The sequence below is a fragment of the Mediterraneibacter faecis genome (genome assembly GCF_055383675.1).
In genome coordinates this window covers 3,244,488-3,264,589 of sequence record NZ_AP043803.1, presented here as the reverse complement: position 1 = coordinate 3,264,589, position 20,102 = coordinate 3,244,488, and the positions used below count along the sequence as shown (strand labels likewise).

The 20,102-nt window shown below is 49.0% G+C and carries 23 protein-coding genes and 1 pseudogene; 2 read left to right on the top strand and 22 right to left on the bottom strand.

The genetic code is table 11. The annotated features are described in order from the left end of the window. Window positions 1–3 precede the first annotated feature (3 nt). From ACZ47Z_RS15480 to ACZ47Z_RS15450, 7 genes are all read right to left on the bottom strand, one after another. Complete coding sequence (locus ACZ47Z_RS15480; protein ID WP_464526065.1) at window positions 4–1,341, bottom strand: virulence-associated E family protein; 1,338 nt, start codon at window positions 1,339–1,341, stop codon at window positions 4–6. Next, window positions 1,310–1,954, bottom strand: a complete 645-nt coding sequence (locus tag ACZ47Z_RS15475) for a CHC2 zinc finger domain-containing protein (RefSeq protein ID WP_340278015.1) — start codon at window positions 1,952–1,954, stop codon at window positions 1,310–1,312. The genes ACZ47Z_RS15480 and ACZ47Z_RS15475 overlap by 32 nt, the downstream gene beginning before the upstream one ends. Before the next feature lie 65 nt (window positions 1,955–2,019). Next, window positions 2,020–3,600 (bottom strand): MobQ family relaxase, encoded by a 1,581-nt coding sequence (mobQ, locus tag ACZ47Z_RS15470; RefSeq protein WP_340278016.1) that lies wholly within the window; start codon window positions 3,598–3,600, stop codon window positions 2,020–2,022. Between the two features lie 189 nt (window positions 3,601–3,789). After that, entirely contained in the window at window positions 3,790–4,209 is a 420-nt protein-coding gene (locus ACZ47Z_RS15465; RefSeq protein ID WP_054754190.1) for a hypothetical protein, read from the bottom strand. Window positions 4,210–4,510: 301 nt separating this feature from the next. Continuing rightward, entirely contained in the window at window positions 4,511–4,807 is a 297-nt protein-coding gene (locus ACZ47Z_RS15460; protein WP_340278052.1) for a DUF3847 domain-containing protein, read from the bottom strand. Beyond that, window positions 4,800–5,141: a DeoR family transcriptional regulator gene (locus ACZ47Z_RS15455; protein WP_003020305.1), complete on the bottom strand. Its 342-nt coding sequence runs from the start codon at window positions 5,139–5,141 to the stop codon at window positions 4,800–4,802. The genes ACZ47Z_RS15460 and ACZ47Z_RS15455 overlap by 8 nt, the downstream gene beginning before the upstream one ends. Continuing rightward, window positions 5,138–5,326 (bottom strand): hypothetical protein, encoded by a 189-nt coding sequence (locus tag ACZ47Z_RS15450; protein ID WP_002304353.1) that lies wholly within the window; start codon window positions 5,324–5,326, stop codon window positions 5,138–5,140. The genes ACZ47Z_RS15455 and ACZ47Z_RS15450 overlap by 4 nt, the downstream gene beginning before the upstream one ends. A gap of 482 nt (window positions 5,327–5,808) precedes the next feature. On the opposite strand from ACZ47Z_RS15450, the gene ACZ47Z_RS15445 reads away from it, so the two are divergent. Beyond that, on the top strand, window positions 5,809–6,627 hold the full coding sequence (locus tag ACZ47Z_RS15445; protein WP_464525725.1) for a helix-turn-helix domain-containing protein: 819 nt from the start codon (window positions 5,809–5,811) through the stop codon (window positions 6,625–6,627). 45 nt (window positions 6,628–6,672) lie between these two features. Here the strand turns inward: ACZ47Z_RS15445 and ACZ47Z_RS15440 are convergent, their stop codons facing one another. After that, window positions 6,673–7,491 (bottom strand): hypothetical protein, encoded by an 819-nt coding sequence (locus ACZ47Z_RS15440; protein ID WP_464525724.1) that lies wholly within the window; start codon window positions 7,489–7,491, stop codon window positions 6,673–6,675. Between the two features lie 135 nt (window positions 7,492–7,626). On the opposite strand from ACZ47Z_RS15440, the gene ACZ47Z_RS15435 reads away from it, so the two are divergent. Continuing rightward, window positions 7,627–7,950, top strand: a complete 324-nt coding sequence (locus ACZ47Z_RS15435) for a helix-turn-helix domain-containing protein (protein ID WP_054754200.1) — start codon at window positions 7,627–7,629, stop codon at window positions 7,948–7,950. Window positions 7,951–8,022: 72 nt separating this feature from the next. On the opposite strand, the gene ACZ47Z_RS15430 is transcribed toward ACZ47Z_RS15435, so the two are convergent. The 14 genes and pseudogenes from ACZ47Z_RS15430 to ACZ47Z_RS15365 form a co-directional block, all read right to left on the bottom strand. Further along, a complete protein-coding gene (locus ACZ47Z_RS15430; protein WP_054754202.1) occupies window positions 8,023–8,532 on the bottom strand; it encodes a GNAT family N-acetyltransferase in 510 nt (169 codons plus the stop codon). A gap of 47 nt (window positions 8,533–8,579) precedes the next feature. Next, window positions 8,580–8,957, bottom strand: a complete 378-nt coding sequence (locus ACZ47Z_RS15425) for a TnpV protein (protein ID WP_340277574.1) — start codon at window positions 8,955–8,957, stop codon at window positions 8,580–8,582. Beyond that, window positions 8,917–9,189, bottom strand: coding sequence for a helix-turn-helix domain-containing protein (locus ACZ47Z_RS15420; RefSeq protein ID WP_002593556.1), 273 nt, complete (start codon window positions 9,187–9,189; stop codon window positions 8,917–8,919). The genes ACZ47Z_RS15425 and ACZ47Z_RS15420 overlap by 41 nt, the downstream gene beginning before the upstream one ends. 155 nt (window positions 9,190–9,344) lie before the next feature. Next, window positions 9,345–9,503 (bottom strand): Maff2 family mobile element protein, encoded by a 159-nt coding sequence (locus ACZ47Z_RS15415; RefSeq protein ID WP_097786389.1) that lies wholly within the window; start codon window positions 9,501–9,503, stop codon window positions 9,345–9,347. Between the two features lie 95 nt (window positions 9,504–9,598). Then, window positions 9,599–10,486: pseudogene (locus ACZ47Z_RS15410) on the bottom strand (VirD4-like conjugal transfer protein, CD1115 family); the annotation flags it as partial. Window positions 10,487–10,527: 41 nt separating this feature from the next. After that, window positions 10,528–10,686, bottom strand: a complete 159-nt coding sequence (locus ACZ47Z_RS15405) for a transposon-encoded TnpW family protein (protein WP_002596227.1) — start codon at window positions 10,684–10,686, stop codon at window positions 10,528–10,530. 142 nt (window positions 10,687–10,828) lie between these two features. After that, window positions 10,829–12,700, bottom strand: coding sequence for an AAA family ATPase (locus tag ACZ47Z_RS15400; RefSeq protein WP_117844093.1), 1,872 nt, complete (start codon window positions 12,698–12,700; stop codon window positions 10,829–10,831). After that, window positions 12,697–14,193 (bottom strand): MobQ family relaxase, encoded by a 1,497-nt coding sequence (gene mobQ / locus ACZ47Z_RS15395; RefSeq protein WP_097770908.1) that lies wholly within the window; start codon window positions 14,191–14,193, stop codon window positions 12,697–12,699. The genes ACZ47Z_RS15400 and mobQ (ACZ47Z_RS15395) overlap by 4 nt, the downstream gene beginning before the upstream one ends. Next, window positions 14,159–14,518 carry a DUF3847 domain-containing protein gene (locus tag ACZ47Z_RS15390; protein ID WP_097770909.1) on the bottom strand — a complete coding sequence of 120 codons (360 nt, stop codon included), beginning with the start codon at window positions 14,516–14,518 and terminating at the stop codon, window positions 14,159–14,161. Before ACZ47Z_RS15390 ends, mobQ (ACZ47Z_RS15395) begins: the two co-directional genes overlap by 35 nt. A 127-nt stretch (window positions 14,519–14,645) precedes the next feature. Continuing rightward, window positions 14,646–15,170, bottom strand: coding sequence for a hypothetical protein (locus tag ACZ47Z_RS15385; RefSeq protein WP_015516227.1), 525 nt, complete (start codon window positions 15,168–15,170; stop codon window positions 14,646–14,648). A gap of 300 nt (window positions 15,171–15,470) precedes the next feature. Then, on the bottom strand, window positions 15,471–16,301 hold the full coding sequence (locus tag ACZ47Z_RS15380; RefSeq protein WP_464525723.1) for a TraX family protein: 831 nt from the start codon (window positions 16,299–16,301) through the stop codon (window positions 15,471–15,473). 135 nt (window positions 16,302–16,436) lie between these two features. Next, entirely contained in the window at window positions 16,437–16,781 is a 345-nt protein-coding gene (locus ACZ47Z_RS15375; protein ID WP_033119194.1) for a TnpV protein, read from the bottom strand. After that, the gene (locus ACZ47Z_RS15370; protein ID WP_464525722.1) at window positions 16,778–19,705 is read right to left on the bottom strand and encodes a DUF4368 domain-containing protein; all 2,928 of its coding nucleotides are present in this window, start codon (window positions 19,703–19,705) and stop codon (window positions 16,778–16,780) included. The genes ACZ47Z_RS15375 and ACZ47Z_RS15370 overlap by 4 nt, the downstream gene beginning before the upstream one ends. Then, entirely contained in the window at window positions 19,692–20,099 is a 408-nt protein-coding gene (locus ACZ47Z_RS15365) for a PcfB family protein (RefSeq protein WP_330368563.1), read from the bottom strand. The genes ACZ47Z_RS15370 and ACZ47Z_RS15365 overlap by 14 nt, the downstream gene beginning before the upstream one ends. Between the last annotated feature and the right edge of the window lie 3 nt (window positions 20,100–20,102).

Below are 20,102 nucleotides of genomic sequence, written 5' to 3'. Positions count from 1 at the left end.
TTTTCAGAATGGAAGCTCCATCTGTTCTGTGACCTCCACAAAACCGTCCATCGTTTTTTCAGACGGGTTGCCGGAGTCCGTTGCCGGGTTTTCACGCTCCCAGCCCTTTTGTCTGCCATATTCTGAAAACATTCTTGGGTTCGGGAAGTACCGCCAGCCGGAAATGCACTGGTTCATTATCTCGTTGATTTCCCGGATTTCCCATTGCTTCGGCTCGTCAAAGGCATGGTTTAAGGCTTCCTTGTAGAGCTGCTTGGAACAGACCATGCTCCCGGTGTACTTATCAAGATACGCCTGTATCATTCCGGCTTTGGTGTCCTCCGGCATAAAATCCCGCTGGTGTTCTTTGAGATACCGCTGCATGGCGGGGCTGAAAGCCAGCTTGAACCTGCCGCTTCGGTAAATCTCCATCGCTTCCGCCCACATCTGCTCAATATAGGCTCTGGAAGCAGCTTTGTCCTCCAAAATGTGAACCTCGGCTTGCTCCGGGTACACCATGACCGGGATAAAGCGGCGGTTGCCGGAACGGTCAAGGGGCAGGAAGTCAAGGGCATTGGAAGTGCCGCCAAACACGCACTGACGGGGGCGGTCTGCCGGGTGGGTTTCATAAGGTATCTTGTAAACCTCTTTCTGCCGGCTTAAAAATGACTTGATTTCCTCAATGCTCTTGGCGTTTGCGGTTGCCATCATTTCCGACATTTCGATAATCCAGTGACCTTGCAGCTTGCGGTACACATTTTCATCGTCCAGCTTCCGCAAATCATCGGAGAACCACTCGTCCCGGACTGCCAGCAGACGGAAGAAGGTGGACTTGCCAGCCCCCTGACCGCCGACCAGACAGAGCATGATTTCAAACTTGCACCCCGGCTGAAAGGCTCGTGAGATTGCACCCAGCAGGAACAGCTTCAACGCTTCATAGGTGTAATCGTCTGCGTCAGCCCCCAGAAAGTGTCGCAGGCAGAAACGGATTCGTTCTGTCCCGTCCCAAACAAGGGCACTTAAATAGTCCCGGATGGGATGGTACTTGTTTTCATTCGCCACAATCCCGATGGCGTTATCAATCTTTTTCTCATTGGTAAGCCCGTAGGTTTCTTCCAGATAAAGAAGCAGATACTTCATGTCCGTATCGTTCAGGGCGGTGCTTTCTCTTTGAAAACCGATGGGCTTTATGATGTCCTTGCGGTCGGTCAGGATGTTGTATGCGATAGCCCCGGAAAGTAGCGGGTCACGCTGGAATACGGTCAGGCAGTTCCGTATGCTCTGACGGACACCGCCTTTCTCGGTAGTTTCCAGCCCCGCCTTGATTTCCTCAACGCTCTGGGGCGGCTGCATGGCGTTCATGGTGTTTTTTAGTTCTTGCTGCGTCTGCGGCTGCAAGCTCTGCCATTCGCTGTTCAAGCTGTATCACATCCTTTCCGTAGTCCGTAATCAAAGCCGCTTTTTCCTCTGTCTCCCCGAACAGCAGCACATCCAGCAGATATTCCACTTGGTCTTGCTTCTGTAAGGCTTCCACAAACCGGGGATGAAAGGCTTCCTCCGGGGAGTGCGGGGCGTAGTCTGTTCTCCATGCCATAAGCAAGTGAAGATAATCGGCAAGGATACGGAAGCAGCGGTTCTTTGCTTCCTGAAACTGTTCCTCCGGGGATTTCTGCCGGGGCTTGGGCTTTTTTGCCTTTCCCGGCGGCTTCCAGTCCTCATAGGAAAGCCCGAAGTCCTGTGCCAGTTGTACGGCGGCTTCTTTCTTTCCCAGCCCATACAGGGCGGCGGCAAAATCAATCACATCCCCATCAGCACCGCAGCCGAAGCAGTGGTAACGCCAATCCAGCTTCATGCTTGGGGTTTTATCGTTATGGAACGGGCAGCAAGCCATCCCGTTCCGACCTATATGGATTCCATAATGCTCCGCAGCCTGTCTTGTTGTGACGGACTGTTTCACAGCTTCAAATACATTCAAATCTATCCCTCCTTGAAAAAAAGAAAAGCACCTGACATTCTCTGATTGAAAATGGCAAGTGCCTGTTAAAGTTCCATATCCTGTTGTTTGTGTTTCGTCTGTGCCGGGGCGGTTCTTTGGGCTTTTTTCTCGTCCGCCTTATCCTGCAAGGCTTCCTTGATAGGCTGTTTCTTGGGCGGCTCTTTGCTTTCCTCTGTGCCGGGGGTGGCTTTCCGTACCCAGTAGCGGATGTCCCGCAGCTTCTTCAAATCCTCCTGTACCTCGGTCAAAGGTTCTTTCAGCTCTGCGATTTCGCTGAGAAGTTTTTCCTGCTCCTCTTGCAGCTCCTTTTGGGTACTGTCCTTATCGTCCGGGTGCTTGGCAAGGTAGGCGGCGGCTTTCGCATACCGGGCAACCTCCGGGTGTTCCTGTTTGAATTTCTCCTTTGTTTTCTTAAAAAATATCTTCTGGTACTTCTCATAGACAGGCTCACATTCCTTGCAGGCTGTCCGGGCAGCAAGAATCCCGTCAATCACTTTGCTTCGGGTTTCCTTGGGCTTCATCTGATTGCGGTAATCTACGGCTGATTTTCCGGACGCTTCCAGAAATGCTTCTAAATCCTCCACAGTGGAAAGCCCCTTTTGCCGGAGATAGGACAGGGCTTCGCTGACTGCTTTTAAGTCCTGTGAAGTCCCCCGATTTTGTCCAGCCCTTGTCCAGTCGCTTCGTTCTGCCTTGCGTATCTCCAGATACTTCATCAGCAGATTGGGAAGAAATGTCGCTTCCTCCGCTGCCTTTTGTGCAAGCAGCTCTTTCCTTTTTTCGCCCAGCTCGGTAATCCAGCCTTTGAGGTTTTGGATAAGCTGCCGGATGGACTTCATCAGGCGGTTGGCGGCTCTGATTTCCCGGTTCAGGTTGCCGATATTCGTCTGGATACCTCGCTTTTCCATCTGCCGGACAGCAGCCCCCTCATGGACAGTGGGAACAATATCAAGCCCCTGTCTGGCATAGGAACGCAAGTCCACACGCTCCGGGCGGTCATTGGCTTCCAGATAGCGGTTCTGGATGACCTCCCATTCATGCCGCCAGATTTCACAATACTTCTGGTCGTTCCAGTCCACCGTATCCTCCTTGTGGCTTTTCCACCTGCCGGACGGCAGTTTTATCCGTTCCCCGTTCTCATCAAGGTCATAAACCTTGCGGCTCTTGGGAAGCCATTTCCCATGTTCGTCCATTGCCCTCATAGTGAGCAGGACATGGGCGTGGGGATTGTGTCCCGGCGGATGGGGGTCATGGATGGCAAAGTCAACGATCATGCCTTTGGAAACAAACTGCTGCTGGCAAAACTCCCGGACAAGGACAGCGTACTGGTCGGGCGGTATCTCTCTGGGGATGGTAAGCACCCACCGCCTTGCAAGCTGGGAGTTCCATTGCTTCTCCACCGCTTCGGCGGCGTTCCATAAGGTATTGCGGTCTGCATATTCCGGCGGGGCATTTGCTGGGAGCAGGATTTCATTGTGGACGATACCACGCTTTTCCGGGTAGTGCTTCACTTGCTGGTCGTATTCACAGAACAGCTTTTCTCCACTCTGGTAAGCAGCGGCGGCAACAGCAGACTGCCGCTGACTGCGCTGAACAATCGTGATTTCGTTGTGTGGACAGGGCATTTCGTGTCCCTCCTTTCCTTGATTTATGGATGGGGTGGCGTTTTACCACCGCATTTTGGGCAGAAAAAAAGCAGAAGACCTTTTTCAGATTTCCTGCTCGGTGTGCCGTTGTGAGAGCGGCGGGTATTTAGTTGTAAAAGTTCGGGGCAATTTGACCCGATGCGAAAGATTTAACAAGGAGTCTGTATCTTATTGCAGAATACTATTAGCAAAAATAAGAGGTATCGTATATTCATATGATGTTCCATTTTCATTATCTGATAATTGTATTGTAATTGTATCTTCCCTTTCACTTTCATCTTTAGGAACTGCATAGACAAATGAGTTTTCTTCTTTATTGGAAATTTTTCCATTTTCAGATGAAACGGTATAGTCCCAATCCTTTATATCAGTAACAATAATAACGGTTGTTTCTTTTTCTTTTCCGCTTTCTAAAGAAGGTTTGTCTATCAATACTTCAAATGGTGTACGTTCTCTTGCTTCTTCGGAAATTTCTGCTGTTTCTGATATATTCGTTTCATTTATTGTTTCGTTAGAAGAAGTTTTTGCATTGTTACAACCAGTAAGCATAGTAACTAAAATCATAAATACCAATACTGTCTTTTTCATTTTCCGCCTCCATTTCTTCAAAATCCAATTCACTGTTAATCTTATTATACTATAACTGTCCAACTTAGGGAATAGATGAATTGCAAACTTGTCGGCTGGGAACAGCTTGCATTGCAAGGTGTTCCCAGATGGCAAGTCCACAAAAGGGTAGCTGGCGACAGCCAGCGCAGGGGAAGCGTAGCGTCCCCTGTTTGATTTGGAGCAGACCATGACTGCGGAAAATCACAGCCCTCCGGCGAGGAGCCTTCGGAGAACGCAATGCACCAACCTTTGGGTGGTGTATAATTGCGCCCTTAGTAAACTAAGGGGTTTCCGGCTTCTCCCGTTCCAGCAGTTTTTTCAATAGTTCCTGCGTGTCCTGCCTGTGAAAAATGAGTTTCAACAACAGCATGACATCATCATCTGTCAGGCGTTCCGGCTCTTGCAGAAAACTTTCCAGCATACCGCCACGAGTACAGAGCCGGTGCGTCCGTTCCTTTCGGGTAAGCTGCTTTAACTGGTGCTGCAATGCCTTTTCATCATTGATGGCTTTCCGCAGTTTCTTTTCGCTTTTCTCCATCTCCCGGTTGAGCTTTTCCAGCTTTGAGGTGTCAGGCAAGGGCAGCGTCCTCCTTTCCCGGTATCAGCACATAAATCCTGTTTGGTTCTCCAACACCCTGACGCACCCGCATGATAAGTCCGGCGGTTTCCAGTTCATTCAGAGAACGCTTGACCGTCATGGGGCTGCGGGACAGGACTGCGGCAATGGCTGTGACAGGGAAGCAGACAAACAGGATTCCGTTCTCGTCCTCCTGCCCTTTGGATAGCATAGCGTCTAACATCCGGCAGTACATGACCTTTGCGGTGCTGCTGACTGGAAATCCTGTCAACGCTCTGGGAAAGGGCATACAGGGCGGCAATGGTGTGTCTATCGTCATAAATTCAAAATTCATTCGGTGTGTTCCTCCTTTTTCTTTGCTCGTTTGGATAAATAACGGGGGCAGTCAATCACAACCGCCCGGAAGCTCTGCTTGCACCCATGCTGGCATTTCCGGCATAATTCGTTGTAAGTGACACGCCCCCGGTCATTGAGGTAAAAGGAAAGCTCATGCTTCCGCTTTTTGCTCATTCTCGGCATATTGTGTTTCCTCCCGTTTTAGTGTATGGTTTCGGGGCGATTTTCGGCAAAATTACAGCCATAGAGCCGTCTAAAATCTCCCGAAGTATCAGCGATAGGGTAGACTATCCCCCTATCAGATTGTCGTGTTTCGGTATCATTTCGGTGTCAGTTCGCCAGTTCTCCCCGGTGTCGTTCCTCCCCTGAATCTCACAGCGGCGTATCGCTCCCTTTGGTATGCTCGTTTCGGTCAGGGTTCCTCCACATCCCTGCCAAAAGTCATGGCACTACATCGCCGGGGAAGCATATCCCACACAGGCTGGTCATTCGATTGGAATAATCCATCGATGAACTACCTGTATCATAGAACATTTTTGTGCCCTGTGCCGTATGTCCACAAAGTAGGAATTAAGGGTAAAAATCAGAAATTTCCACGATTGCGGAAATAGTATGTTATAATAAATCCAGCGGACATATATGCCGCTGGAAAGGGGCTGAACCTTATGAAGTGCAATGTTTCCATTCCCGAAAGAATGAAAGATTTACGGGTGGAGCGTCATCTAAGTTTGGAAGAACTGGAAGCTGCCGTTGGCATTTCAAAATCTGCTCTTGGAAGTTATGAATCAACAGAGGGCTGCAAGGAAATCAACCACGGAAGTATCTTAAAACTGGCAGACTTTTATCAGGTGTCCACCGATTATCTGCTTTGCCGGACAGACAACCGCAATCCAGAAAATATAGAACTTACGGAACTGCATATCAATGATGAAGTTGTGGAACTTCTGAAAAGCGAACGCTTCAACAACCGGCTGCTGTGTGAGATTATCTCCCATGAAAAATTCCGGGAACTGCTGGCAGACGCAGAAATTTATGTGGATGGGATAGCAACCATGCGTTTCCATGACATGAACAGTTCGCTGGCTGCTGTGCGGGCTATGATACTGGAAGCACATCCCGAAGCGGCGGCAGACCGGGCAATCAAAGTATTAGAAGCCTGTCAGGTAGGGGAAGAAGATTTTTTCTGCCATGTGACACATAAAACATGGGACACCATTCTCCATGACATACGCAAGGCACACGAAAATGACAGTGAAAGTGCACCGGATACCACGCCCGCCGATGAGCTGATCCGGGAAGTCCAAAAGGCTATGCAATCGCCGGGGGACAGGGTGCAGCAATTTACAGAGATATTCTGCAAGGCGTTCCAGCTCAAATATAAGCGGCTCTCGGAAGAAGAACGCACCACCTTGAAAAAGCTGTTCCGCAAGTCCCCGCTTATCAAACATTCCGGCATGAATTTCCGGCGCAGACCTTGGAAATGAAAACTGCCGTTGTGGGAATGGGTGTTCCTACAACGGCAGTGTCTTTTATTCGCCGGTATATGTAATTTCTATTTCATAGCTGCCATCCTCATAGTAAGTGTGGAAAGCATAGTCCCCGATTTGCAAGTCCCCTTCTGTGACAGGGTAAAAAGTCTTTTCCTCTGCGTCATAAATCACAGCTTCGTCTATAAATTCATCTTCAACAATAGTCAGGATTTCCCGGATACAATCATCACAAAAATGTGTTTTCATTTTGTGGGCGCTCACAATGCCCCGTCCCCGGTCAATGGAAGCGGTGGCGCTGCCGCTATTGGGATTTGACATCATCATAAAGTGAGCTTCGCTGATTTCATCATATCCAGAGGTAATCATTGTGCCGCCTCTTTCCCGTTGGCTCTCAATCGGCTCGGTATTATCGAATATTTCCAACCCATAGGCTGCGCCGGTATTTAGGAAAACCAGATTGATACGCTCCGGCAGCTCCCGTTCCAGACAGCAACCGTCAGCCGTATTCGGGATATATCGGATAAGGTTTTCAACATCCTGTCCATACTGGCTGTACACCAAATCGTGCCGGATGGTTTGAGCAATTTCCTCATATTCATCATCGGTGGCTGTTGCCATGTAAGTAACAACTGTCCCTAAAAATTCTTCCATATCTTTCTGGTTTTGATGGTTCGTCCATATATTCCCGGCTATAATACCGATTGAGAAAAGTCCAAATGTAGCAACCCCTATCATAAAACCGCCATAAAGCAGGGAACGCTTGTCATGCTGGCTTAAATGTTTTTTATCCATGTCCAGTTCATCATCTTCCCAGAAATCCAGCCAACAGTCCCGCATTTTTCTCCATATATTCTTCATATCCGTACCCTCCGATAAGCTACAAGCTAATATCTTATAGTCTAACAGAAGCTATTGAAAACGGCAATCATATTATAGTCTTAAAGAGTATAAAATGATAACTGATAGCTAATATCTAATAAATAGGTGTGGACTATGGAAAAGAACGGATTAGGAAAGCGTATCAACGCAGTAAGGAAAGACAGGGGCTTAACTGCTGACCGTCTTTCGGAAATGTGCAATGTCAACGCTACTTATCTCCGACAGATTGAGGGTGGCGTAAAAATGCCCAGCCTGTCGGTATTCATAGACATTTGTAAGGCTCTGAAAATCTCGCCTGATTATCTTCTACAAGACGAACTGGAAGAAAACGAAATCAGTACCATCCGGGAGATAGAAGCACTTTGGAAAGATACTTCTCCCAGCAAACAGGAGCTTGCATTTGCCATGATAAAAGCAGTGTTGGAGCATAATGAGTAACAGAACAGCCAGCCGGAATCGGCTGGCTGAATCTCTTTCATGGATAAGTTTATCGGACAGATAAACTGGGAGTTATCTATAAACCACATAACGATAATGTGGCATATCTATACCTCTGTAATGCTTCATCCATGTATCTTTTATTATCATTCCATTTCTTATGGCTACATTTTGAGATGCTATATTTGTATCTCTGATAATTGAACACACTTCCGTTGCATCTAATACTTCAAATGCGTATTTTTTACACGCTTTTGCCGACTCAATAGCATATCCATTATGCCAGTATGACCTCTCAAAAAGATAGCCTATTTCAAGCACCTTGTTTTCTTTCCATGGCTGCATAGTAAGTCCACATTGCCCAATCATTTCATCGGTTTCTTTCAAGACAACAGCCCATAAACCAAAGCCCCATTTTTGATAGCGTGCAATTTGCCTGTCAAGCCATTCGTGGACTTCATCGTTGCTAAATGCTCCCTCATATGCGTACATTGTATCCTCATCTTGCAGAATTTTACACAAAACTTCAAAATCAGTCTGCTCCATCTCACGCAGATATAACCGTTCAGTTTCAAGTATCATATTTATCTCCTAAAATTCTAATTTGTCATAATCATTCTACCATACCGTTATGAATAAATCATCTCATACAAAACAATTTCTTCTGCCCGGTTGTGGATATTATTACATCGTTGTACCCATTCTATTTCTTGGATTCGCTTCAATTCCTCTGTCACACCCTCGGCGGCTTTCATCTGCTCCATGATGGTGTCTAACCGTTCCTGTGCCTGTTCATTCAGGTCTGCAAGATATGTCCACAATTCTCCGGTCAGTATCAATGTATTCAATCTGGCTGGGTGGACTTCCCTTAAATATTCTCGGTGCATCCGTCCGTACTTTCCGATAGGGCGGTGTTCCTCCGGCAGTTTCAAGTCCGGGATGTAGTAATCTCCGACAAGGATATAATCAATTCCGTTTTCCGTTATTCTTGGTTTCAATTCGCTCATGTTCCTTACCTCCTGTGGAAGCAGGCTCGTCTGGTACTAACTCAATCACATCGGTAATCTCACAATTCAGCGTTTCGCAGATACGGGCTAATGTATCCATGCTGATGTGCTTTCCCTCTTTGCTCATGTTGGCAATCATATTTGTTGTCATACCAGCGGCAAGCCTTAAATCCTCTTTTCTCATATCACGCTCTAACAATGTGTGCCAGAGTGGTTTATAGCTGATGTGCATATTGTTTTCCTGCCTTTCTATCCATACCACCGGGGCGGCTGCCCCGGCAGGAACTTTTCTCTTATTATAGCACCAATCTTGTGAAATCACAATTTATTCTTGTAGCCTGCCGCTGATACCGTCTGGATTGTGCTTTTCCTTTCTTTTTGTTCCCTTTAATTAGCCATGAACTGCTTCATGCCCTGGGACTTGGAGCCCGGGTTATCCGAGCCGTAGCCCTCCAGCAGATTGACCACACCCCATACGCCAAGGCCAGCGCCGAGAGCGATAACGAGGGTCTGTAAAGTGTCGATTGCAGATGAGAAAAATGCCATATAAGCCTCCATTTCTCCGGGATTTTTCCGGTAACAAAAAAGCCGCCCATGCAGGCGGCAGGTTACAAACTTCGGGACACTTTGTCTCGAAACATTTATGCAAAGGCGTCTGGATCGTCGATGTCATCATAGTTGAGGATGTCCTCGTCCTCTTCCGTGAGTGCATCGTCCGGCACAGTCACCTCATACATCGTACACGCCTCGTTCAGACCGGGCCGCCTGCGGCGGTTAATGAGCCTGTCGAGATCAAAAGCGTTTTTCTGTTTATCGGCCTCCGCCGTATAACGGTAGTTCGGATGCCGTTTCAGATCATACTTGGGAGAGAAGAACGGGGGCAGGCCCCGAAGCTGCAAAATACATTTGTCTCCCGGCATGGTTGCAAGCTCGGCTGGGGTCATCAGTTCCCGGCCCAGCCGCTGGGTATTTTGACTGTAGCTTTCCGACTGGCCACGGGAGCGGCTGTCGGTCTGCATACTGATTGTGGCTTTTCCCAGCCAGTTCTCGGATATTTCCTTGATGGTGCTGGCTTCGCGGCCACCGAGGAACACCACGCTGTCCATGTTGCCGAGGATTGTCTCGGCGTGTTTATCGTAAATGGCCTTGCACTGCGCCAACTGCTGATACAGCAGGCAAAGACTCACCTCACGGGAGCGGATAACCGCGACCAGCTTTTCGAGCTGGGGCACCTGTCCCGTGTTGGCTGCCTCATCCCACAACACCCGTACATGGTGCGGCAGGCGGCCACCGTGAACATTGTCCGCCCGTTCACACAGGAGGTTGAACATCTGCGAAAATGCAAGCGCCACTAAAAAGTTGTAGGTCTGCGTGGTATCGGAAATGATGAAGAATACCGCCGTTTTCCGATCTCCGATGCGGTCAAGCTCCAATTCGTCATAGGCCATGACTTCACGAAGCTGCGGGATGTCAAAGGGAGCCAGCCGCGCACCGCAGGAAATTAAAATGCTTTTTGCCGTCTTGCCAGAGACGAAAAGTCAAGGACTTTTTCATCAAATTCAAGAAGAAGTCACATTTTGCGGACTTCTTCACGGAGCATACGCTTGATTTTGTCCTCCATCGTCTCTTTTGCGGTCTCGCTGAAATGGACACGGACGATATAGGTGGTCTTGCCGATCTGCTTTCTGACAGTCGGGCAAGTGGCGGTGTTGGTTGCGGTATTGTTCATTCAAAATCCTCCTGTAAATGAAAAATGCCCGGTGACTGTTCATCATCGGGCGGTGTCGGTATGAGGGAACAAGGCAAGGCGGCAACATTAAGGTATCTATAAAAACCTTGCCGTCTTTGCCACGCTTGCCGTGTTCCTGTTGTCAGTCTCGGAGATAGCAGACCCATGCTGTGCCGTCTTTCTCGGTCACAAGTCTGTCCCCGATACGGCTCTTTGCCGTTCTCATGGTGCGTGAGGAAATCCCACGCTCATTGACTGCCTTTTCCAGCTCTGCACTCGGCATACGCTTTCCGTTTGCAAGCAATTCCAGAATGAGCATTTGCGCCTGTGCGGTCTTGCTCTCGGTCTTTGCGGTGTCTGTCCCGGCAAGAAGCTCGTCAGCGGTAATGTCATAAGCCCCTATCCACTCAAAGCCTTTCTCGTCTCCCAGAGAAAAGGCAAGGGACTGTCCGGGCGGCGCAAGGGAGCTTTTCTCATGGATAAGTACCCTTGTTGTGGGGCTGTCCTTCAGCTTGCCGATAAAGAGCAGACTGCGGACTGCCGCCGTAATGTCGATAGACCCTAATCCCCGGTAGGTGCTTTGCGTTCCTGCGGCTTTGTTGAGGTGTCCGATCAGCACGATAGCGCACCCGGTAGCCTGTGCAATGTCTCCCAGACTGCGGAATATCGGGCGCACCTCGTTTGCCCGGTTCATGTCCACATCTGCGCCCAGAAACGCCTGTACCGGGTCAATGATAACCAGCCTTGCGTTGTTTTCCCGGATTGCCCTTGCTATGCGCTCATCGGCAAGGGTCAGCGGTGTGTCCCTATCGTCAATGACAAGCACTCTTTCAAGGTCTGCTTCCGCTTCCATCAGCCGGGGCTTGACGGTATCGCCCAGACCGTCCTCTGCGGTCTGGTAGATGATATTGAAAGGCTCAATTGTCTCCATACCGGGCAAAGGCTTTCGGTTGGTGCAAGCCGCCGCAAGACGCATGGCAAAGTAGGTCTTGCCCTCGCCGGGGTTGCCCTGTATGATGGTCAGCTTTCCAAAGGGAATATACGGAAACCATAACCAATCCACGCTCGTAAGCTCCACATCTGCCATACGGAGCATTGGGACAGGCTGGGCGGTGGGCAGCTCTCGCAGCGTGATTGTCTCGGCTATGAATTTGCGGCTGGGAATGTCCCCTTGCTGACGGAGAACATCGTTCCAGTCTTTCCTTGCCGGGACAAGGCGAATGACGGCGATCTCGCCGGGAATGTCCTGTGCCAGTCGGGTACAGGCTTCGCTTCCTGCGGTGTCGCTGTCAAGGCAGAGGAACACTTTTCGGGTGTCCTTGCGTTCAGAAAGGAAACGGTCAAGGGCTTTGCCCGAAACGCCGCCCAGGGCAAGATAATTTCTTGTCTGCCAATCCTGCGGATAAAGGCAGATAAACGATAACAGGTCTATCGGTGCTTCAAAGACAAAGAGCTGGTTGCCGTTTCCCTCATAGCGGAACGGATAGGACTTGTCAGACCCGGTAATATCCTGTCTGAATGTGTCTGCCGTTCCTCGCACATGGGCGTATCTCGGTGTGCCGTTTCGGTCTCTGCCGACAAACACAACATTGTGCCGCTTTGCGTCCTCATAAATATCCCCGGAAAGAAGAAAAGCCTCAACAAGCGTTTTGTTGAGACCCCGGCTTTCGCAAAGATATTGAATTGCTCTGTCGGCTGTTCGGTTGTGCAAGGGCAAGTGGAACGCTGTGGGCGGTGTTGTGCTGGCTTCAGTCTGCCCCTCGCCGCTTTCGCCGGTCAGGAGCTGGACGGCTTCGGGAAAGGACTTGCCGTAAAATTCCATGACGAAATCAATGGGATAGCCGCCCTTGCTCTGGCTGTGGCGAAACCATTTGTTTCCCCGGACGGTCAGGCTGTCATGTTCTTTCCAGCGGTATTCTCGTCCGCTTTTGATAAGCGTCTCTCCCTGTGTACGGAGAAAATCTTCCAGACTGACGACATTTGCCCGGTCAATCTGCGCTTGGGTGTAATTCATCGGGATAGTTCCTCCTTTTTCTGTCGTGTTTGGGGTCGATTTTGGAGCTTTTGTTCCTCTGTGCGCTCGTTAAAACGGGCGGCAGTATCTACGCATGACTTGACCTTCCAAAGACGGTGTAAATCGTCTCTGACGGTCTTAAACTCGCCATAGGTGGTTTCGTGCGCCTGTTCCAGAGCGTCATACTCGTCGGACAGTTTTTTCATATCCACCTTGCCGTCCGGGAACTCCCCGGTCAGCTTTCGTCTGGCGGCGTAGAACTGTATCAATTCCGCTTCATGCTCTGCCTTGTACTTGGCTCTGGGTTTCTCAAACTTGATTTTCTGCAAGCCGTCATAGACAGGCTTCAATCTCTGGAAAGCAGCAGAGCTGTCATAGAGCTGCTTAATTGCTTTCATTCGGGCGGTCTGTTCGTCCAGCGTTTTCTTCAAGCTCTCTGTGGCAGCACTGTGTTCGCTGACACGGCTTTCCAAATCTTCAAGGGAGTAAATGCCGTTTGCCCGGAGATAATTGAAAGTCTCGTTCATCTCTTTTAGGTTGCTGACCTTGCCTTTCTGCGAATATGCCCCGGCTCTGCGCTGGGTGTAATAGGCGTTCAGCAGAGAAACAAGGTCGGGTGCCTGCGGCTTGGCAAGCTCCGCTTTTGCTTCGGCAATCCAATCAAACAGGAGAGCGATTTTCTTCTTAATGTCCCGGATAACGGCATTGGTGGCTTTGATCCAGCGGTTGAACTCGCCTTTCTCGGTGCGTATGCCTTTCTTCTCCATTGCCCGGACGGTTGCGCCTTCATGGATAGTGGGAAGTAAATCCACGCCTTGCCGTTCATAGCTGCGGTGGTCGATACGAACATCAATACCTTTTTCCGCAAACTTGGCATTGCACATCTCCGCCCACGCTTCACGCCAATGTTCCAGCGTTTCGGGACTGCCCCAGTCGGTAGTGGGAACGGCGTTGAAAACAAACTCTCCGTTCTGGTCCCGGATACGGTTGCCGTCCTCGTCCAGCTCATACACCCGGCGTTGCTTTAGTCCCCATTTGCCGTTCTGCTCGATGGGGCGGATAGGGCAAAGCACATGAAAATGCGGGTTTGGTATGCCGCCGTCCTCCCGGTCTGGCTGGTGTACGGCGAAGTCAACCACCATGCCACGGCTCACAAAGTTCTCCAACAAAAATTGCCTTGCAAGAGCGATGTTTTCCTCAAGGGAAAATTCATTCTGCAAGGCAATGTCAAAGCTGTATGCAAGCTGGGCGTTCTTTCCACGCTCGGCTTTTTCCACGGCGTTCCATAGGGTCTGGCGGTCTGCGTATTCTGGCGGTGCATGGGACGGCAGGAGAATGTCGGAGCAGATCACGCCGCCCTTGCGGGTGTAGTCGCTGTATTCGCCGTAATACTCGCTATACAATCGCTCCCCGGCACGGTAGGCGGCAGAAGCAATAGCGGACTGTCCTGCGCTTCGCTTAGTCTGCGTGACGCTCAGATGAAATAGTGCCATCGGCTTTCAACTCCTTTTCTCTGTTCGCTTGGTTGGTGTGAGTAATCGCCATGTGACGGACGGCTCGCTGGACTTCGGACAGGGAAAAGATGTGTTCCATCAGCTCCGTCATTTCGGCACGGTTGAGATCTTTGACCTCCGGGGCAAGGCTCTCAATCGTGCCGCCCAGATTGCAAAGACGATGGGTGCGCTTTTGTCTCTCGCCTTTCTCCAGATACTTCTTTCTGTTCTCCAGACGCTCCAGCTTGTGCTGTTCCTGTGCAAGCTGTGTCTCGACCTGTTCCTTTTCGGCTCGGAGCTGTTCAAGGTTTTTCGGTTTTGCCATTTTTCGTGACCTCCTTTTTTGAAAATGGGGATAAAAAAAGACCGTCAACTTTTCGCAGATTGCGACCAGTCAACGGTCAGTTTTTCGGTATTCAGTTGTTGTGTTCAGTTCGGTAAATTGAAGTTGGTCAAAGTTGTTGGCGAAGATATTCCACAACATTTCCATTCGTATCATAGAAACAGATGTTTCCTACATTGAGGGGCAGGACAATGGCGAAAGGCTTGCCACTATCAATATCAATCACCTGAATGCCGTTGCCATCATCTACTTCAAGGCGAACAATATTTTGGGTATTCATTGAGATAAATGCCCTTTCGTTATTTCCCTCAACAACAAACTCTGCAATGTAATCATCAACCTCAACTATATCTCCACCACCACGGAAGAAATATCCAAAAGACAAGCCAGGGCGATTTACATAGACAGAAAAAGTGTGGTCTGTCTTGTCCTGTGGGTAAGAAATAAATGCAGCCATTGTGTCGGAAATGCTTCCATCAACAATCCAATCATCCAAAATTTTTTGAGATTGGCGAATGTCTGCTTCTAAACTGTTTGCGGTTTTACCAATGTCATTGTTTGCATAAAGGAAACCGAAAACCAACACACAAGCCAAAATAACACCCAAGAGGATTATGGGTAATTTCTTTTTCATAGAATCACACTCCTTTATCAAATTAAGATTCTTGATTTTCAAACTTGCTGGCGGCGAACGGTTTGTCAAAACCGTTTGCGGACGGCAAGTCCACAGGGGATAGCCGCTTTAGCGGCGCAAGGGGGTGTAGCCACCTTGACGGAACGAAGTGACGCAACATTCTCGGTCATGCAGTTTTCTTCTGCTGACGGAGAATGAATCTCCGCAGGACGCACTACTCTCGACAGAGAGTATAGAAGTGCGCCCTTTAGTTCCTAAAGGGGTTTGCTCCGGCTTAATTTCTCGACAAACTGCAATTAGTCATTTCAGTAAGTATTTTCCGAGTCCTATCTGAATCAAATATAGGACAAGGATATGTGCTGGATAAAAAACATAGAAGAAGTATTTTAGCTTCAGTTTACCACGCTTTCCGTTGTATAGCAGAATAAGCAAGCAGGCAAGAAGCGTACATAAAGGCGGTTGATTCCCCGTTGCCCCCATGTAAGCCAAAAGGAACAGCAACACTTGATAGATTCGGTGATTACGGCAAATATAAAATGCTGATATGAATAAGATCCCCTGCATACCGTAGTCACAATGGATTCCTTCCGCAATGCCGGAAAAAAGCACTACACTGAGAACTTGCAGGACTGCTGATTTTATTCTATCCACCGGTAGGTCTGATTTACACGAAAATCTTTCAAGGCATACCAATGTCAATAAGCCTAAAAACAAGGTGAAAAATACATTTTGATACTTCAAGTAAAACGGAAATGTATCTTCCATTCGTGAATACGCACTAAAGAAACCTATGTCAAATGGAACTTCCGAAATAAGGGCAAATGCAAGCATCAACCCAATATAGCGTTTTTTACTTCTTGTGTGTTGGAATCCTTCTGCCAGCAAAAAACAGAATAGCGGAAAAGCAATCGTCCCAATGCTTTGCAAATCAAACCGTATGAAATAATCTATCTCTCGGAATCTCTCCCACGACATTTGCCCGTTATCTGCCATAGCCCCCCAGTAGTTTGATAGCAGCCATTGCAGCACAATTTTACATAGATGGTCAATAAGCATTGTCAGTACAGCAATAACCTTTAGCGAATTTCCTGAGAGAAATTGAATGCGATTTATTTTCCTATCAAGGCTCATAAAGCAACCTCCTACCAACTTCCAATTCTACGATTTTTCGCATTCAAATTATACCATAAAACTCGTGAACAATTCTATCGCAACTTTGGAATATATGAGAAAAGTCCGAACAGTTTTCTGCCCGGACTTCCTCACTCAATCATAAATCAATTCTGCTTTCACAATCTCCTCTGCCTGTGCCTTGCAAGCGTTCATCTGCCGCACCCATTCCATTTGATTATCGGCTTTCAGTTGCTCAGTCACACCGTTTTGCTCTGCCAGTGACCGCACGATCAGCTCCATGCGGTTTCGTGCCGCTTCGTCAATCTCGGCACAATGTTCAAAGAGCTTGTCGGATAGCACCAGTTCATTGAACAGTATCGGGCGGTGCATTTCCAGATACGCCTTGCGAAGTCTGCCGTAGTGTCCGATGGGCTTGGTCTTGCGGATAACGATGTTCGGGATAAGATAATCGCCGTTCTGTGTGTAAGTGATATTCATGCTGATTGTACTCCTTTCATTGGCTCTCTCTGCGGTAAGCTGCTGACAGGGACGAACACGCCCTTTGCAATGTCCTCTGCACGAATGGCGGCTTTCTTGGCTTCGATTTCTGCCTTTTTCCGCTCCTTGATTTTATCCTCGTATCGCTTCTGCGCTCCGCTGGCTTTACGCTTCAAGTAGTTCTGATGAAGTCTGTCCTTGCGTTCCTCTCGCTTGCGGATTTCTTCTAATTCCTCCGGGGTCAGCTCCACTTCTCCAAACGCCGGGGGAACGAAACGCCCAACAAAATTGAAGTAAATCTCAACCTCCTGTGTGGTCTGTATACTGCCCTTGCGGTCACGCTCATGCACAAGGATTTTCTCGATAAACTCGTTGAGCATGGCAATGGTCAGCTTGTCGAAGTTCTCATATTTGTCAATCAGAGCGATAAAACGGTCAGCGTCCTTTTCGTGCTTCTCATAGCTCTTGACAGCCTTTTCCAGAACAGAGATTTCAGCGGTAAGCTCGGACTGTTCCTTTTCGTATTGAGCGTCCAGAGTGGCGTATCTGCTGTCGGACAGCTTGCCTAAAATGTTGTCCTCATAGATTTTGCAGAGCAGGACTTCCAGCTCGGAAACTCTCTGCTTTGCTGTGGCAAGGCGTGTGCGCTGTTTTCTGACCTCTGCCGTCTGCTGGCTGGACTGCGCTTCCTGCACCACACGGACAAACTCGGCTCGGTCATGCTTGGCATACTCGGCAATAGCTTTGAGCATTTCGGAAACAAGGGACAGTACCACATCTTCATTGATACGGTGCTGGGTCTTGCAGAGTGTCCCGCAAGGAACTTTTGTGTACTGTGAGCAGGTGTATTGAGAAATGCGCTTGCCGTTATTGGTGCGGTGGACATACATCTTGCCGCCGCAATCGGCACAATAAAGCAAGCCTGTGAGGGGAGCTGCTTCGCCCCAGCCGTCCGGGTAGCGTCTGACATTCCCACGGATTTTCTGCACAAGGTCAAAGGTCTGCTGGTCAATAATAGCTTCGTGCGTATTCTCAAAAATCGTCCATTCGTCCTCCGGGACATAATGGCTTTTCTTGTCCTTGAAGTGCTTTCGGGTCTTGAAATTGATGGTGTGTCCCAGATATTCACGCTTTTCAAGAAGGTTGCAGATGGTGGAAGAACCCCAGCCGTACACATCTTTGAAAGTCTTATTCTTGTTCACGCCCTCGCCGTGCTGGGCAAGGTAAGCGGACGGAATGAGAATTTTTTCTTCTTTCAGCTTGCTGGCGATCTGATACGGACCGTAGCCCTCAATCGTCATGGCAAAGATGCGCTTGACCACATCAGCGGCTTCGGGGTCAACCAACCATTGGTCTCTGGCTTCGTTCCAGAGATAGCCGTAAATGACCGTGCCTGTGAGGTGCTTGCCGGACTTGCCTTTGGACTGGAAAGTGGAACGGATTTTACGGCTGGTGTCTCTGGCGTAGTATTCGTTCATAATGTTGCGGAAAGGGGTAAAATCATCGTCACCTCTGGCACTATCCACGCCGTCATTGATGGCGATAAGTCGCACGCCACGCTGACGCAGGATTTCCATAATCTGACCGACTTTCAGATAGTCACGACCCATGCGGCTCATGTCCTTGATACACAGATACTCCACATTTCCGGCTTCAACCTCTTTCATCATTGCCAGAAATCCGGGACGGTCAAAGCAAGTGCCGCTAATGCCATCGTCCGTGAAATGGACAATGTTCGTAAACCCCTGCCGTGCGGCGAACTCCTCCAACATTGCTTTTTGATTGGATATGGAGTTGCTCTCACGCTGTTGGTCATCATCTTTGCCAAAGTCATCACGGCTCAGTCGTTCGTACAGAGCTGTGATTTTCTCGTTTTTTCTCATAACTTGCGCTCCTTTCTTCGGTTTTAGGTTGTGTGTTCTAAGAGACTTCCCAACCGCTTGATTAAGAAGTCTTTTAGAGCATACAACACCGCTGGCCAATTTGTACTTTTTATACTGTTTGACCGCGAAGCAATCCGGCTTGCGCTTTTCAAGCCCGGCAAACATATAGTCCACCGCGTTCATAAAGTCCTCGTCATCCTCCTTGACCTCCATGCCGGAAATCATATCCACAAGGGTATTCATGTTCCGATCCTCAGCAGGCCCCTCGAAAATGATGTAGGCAATCAGGGCGCAGTATAAAAGCGTTTCCGATTTCGTCCAGAATGGATCGCCTTCCTTGCCTTCGCCCTTTGTGTTGGAAATCAGGGCATCCACGAATTTCAGAATATCAGCCTCGTTGCGGATATACGCCAGCGGGTTATAGTGCATGGATTTTGAAAAATCTATGCTGTTGAATACCTTGATTTTGTACCCGCGTTTTTGCAGGAAAGCTCCGACCTGTCCCAGCACACCGCCTTTGGGATCGACCACCACATAAGAGGAATGAGCCTGTAAAAGCTGGGGCGTGAGCCAAAAGCGGGTTTTGCCGGAGCCGGATGAGCCGATAATACAGCAATTCAGGTTTCTGGCATTTGCGGGAATTTTAGGGCGGGTGTTCATCGTGAGAAACTCCGTCCCGGTCAAAATCACGTTGTTTTCAAACCTTGGATCAACAAATGGTTTGATGTCTTTTTCCGTTCCCCACCGGGCGCTGCCGTATTCTGCATCCCGCCGAAACTTCTTAGCGTTCTTGCTTTTGAAATAGATCAGCAGCCGGAAACCAACTGCGCCTACAATACCAACAAGCCAATCCAGCGGAGCAAGACCGGGTGCAAAGTCAGCAAAGGCCGGGCCAATCGTCTGGCCCAGCCCGATGAGCTTATGTGCAAAATCGTTACCCGCTGCCAGCCGGTAGGCCGTTCCCAGCTTGAGGAACGCCCACAGGATGAACAGATAGGGAATGTTCGGAATGAGATATTTTCTGATCTTATCTGTCCTCATGGGCCACCTCCTTTGCACGTTCTTTCTGCTTCGGCTTTTCTTTGGAAAGCTGATCTGCCGCCTGTTGCAGTTGTTCCCGGATGGGAACACGGTTCGATTTTGCTTTGCTTAACACCTTCCGGGAATACTCAGAAAAGCAGGCGGTCATTGCGTCTGCCTGTCCAGCCTTGAAAAACAGCAGGTATTTGTCAGGCCCGGTTTTATAGAACGCATAGTCTACATTCCATTTCCGGGCCACGCGGTCAAAGGACTTGGCATCCCCGGATAGCTCAATGCTGTTGGTGGCTGTACCGTGGGCCATGAGCTTTCGCACACTTTGTTTTCCATGCGGTACTTGCCGCCCACGGTATGCCTTGCGGATCTTCCGGCCCACCATGCCCAGCACATACGCCAGTCC

What these genes read in the sequence shown, in the direction of transcription:
- ACZ47Z_RS15480 (WP_464526065.1), bottom strand. Translation starts at nt 1,341, where the DNA reads ATGAACGCCATGCAGCCGCCCCAGAGCGTTGAGGAAATCAAGGCGGGG.
- mobQ (WP_340278016.1), bottom strand. Translation starts at nt 3,600, where the DNA reads ATGCCCTGTCCACACAACGAAATCACGATTGTTCAGCGCAGTCAGCGG.
- ACZ47Z_RS15465 (WP_054754190.1), bottom strand. Translation starts at nt 4,209, where the DNA reads ATGAAAAAGACAGTATTGGTATTTATGATTTTAGTTACTATGCTTACT.
- ACZ47Z_RS15455 (WP_003020305.1), bottom strand. Translation starts at nt 5,141, where the DNA reads ATGAATTTTGAATTTATGACGATAGACACACCATTGCCGCCCTGTATG.
- ACZ47Z_RS15450 (WP_002304353.1), bottom strand. Translation starts at nt 5,326, where the DNA reads ATGCCGAGAATGAGCAAAAAGCGGAAGCATGAGCTTTCCTTTTACCTC.
- ACZ47Z_RS15445 (WP_464525725.1), top strand. Translation starts at nt 5,809, where the DNA reads ATGAAGTGCAATGTTTCCATTCCCGAAAGAATGAAAGATTTACGGGTG.
- ACZ47Z_RS15440 (WP_464525724.1), bottom strand. Translation starts at nt 7,491, where the DNA reads ATGAAGAATATATGGAGAAAAATGCGGGACTGTTGGCTGGATTTCTGG.
- ACZ47Z_RS15435 (WP_054754200.1), top strand. Translation starts at nt 7,627, where the DNA reads ATGGAAAAGAACGGATTAGGAAAGCGTATCAACGCAGTAAGGAAAGAC.
- ACZ47Z_RS15430 (WP_054754202.1), bottom strand. Translation starts at nt 8,532, where the DNA reads ATGATACTTGAAACTGAACGGTTATATCTGCGTGAGATGGAGCAGACT.
- ACZ47Z_RS15425 (WP_340277574.1), bottom strand. Translation starts at nt 8,957, where the DNA reads ATGAGCGAATTGAAACCAAGAATAACGGAAAACGGAATTGATTATATC.
- ACZ47Z_RS15420 (WP_002593556.1), bottom strand. Translation starts at nt 9,189, where the DNA reads ATGCACATCAGCTATAAACCACTCTGGCACACATTGTTAGAGCGTGAT.
- ACZ47Z_RS15415 (WP_097786389.1), bottom strand. Translation starts at nt 9,503, where the DNA reads ATGGCATTTTTCTCATCTGCAATCGACACTTTACAGACCCTCGTTATC.
- ACZ47Z_RS15405 (WP_002596227.1), bottom strand. Translation starts at nt 10,686, where the DNA reads ATGAACAATACCGCAACCAACACCGCCACTTGCCCGACTGTCAGAAAG.
- ACZ47Z_RS15400 (WP_117844093.1), bottom strand. Translation starts at nt 12,700, where the DNA reads ATGAATTACACCCAAGCGCAGATTGACCGGGCAAATGTCGTCAGTCTG.
- mobQ (WP_097770908.1), bottom strand. Translation starts at nt 14,193, where the DNA reads ATGGCACTATTTCATCTGAGCGTCACGCAGACTAAGCGAAGCGCAGGA.
- ACZ47Z_RS15390 (WP_097770909.1), bottom strand. Translation starts at nt 14,518, where the DNA reads ATGGCAAAACCGAAAAACCTTGAACAGCTCCGAGCCGAAAAGGAACAG.
- ACZ47Z_RS15385 (WP_015516227.1), bottom strand. Translation starts at nt 15,170, where the DNA reads ATGAAAAAGAAATTACCCATAATCCTCTTGGGTGTTATTTTGGCTTGT.
- ACZ47Z_RS15380 (WP_464525723.1), bottom strand. Translation starts at nt 16,301, where the DNA reads ATGAGCCTTGATAGGAAAATAAATCGCATTCAATTTCTCTCAGGAAAT.
- ACZ47Z_RS15375 (WP_033119194.1), bottom strand. Translation starts at nt 16,781, where the DNA reads ATGAATATCACTTACACACAGAACGGCGATTATCTTATCCCGAACATC.
- ACZ47Z_RS15370 (WP_464525722.1), bottom strand. Translation starts at nt 19,705, where the DNA reads ATGAGGACAGATAAGATCAGAAAATATCTCATTCCGAACATTCCCTAT.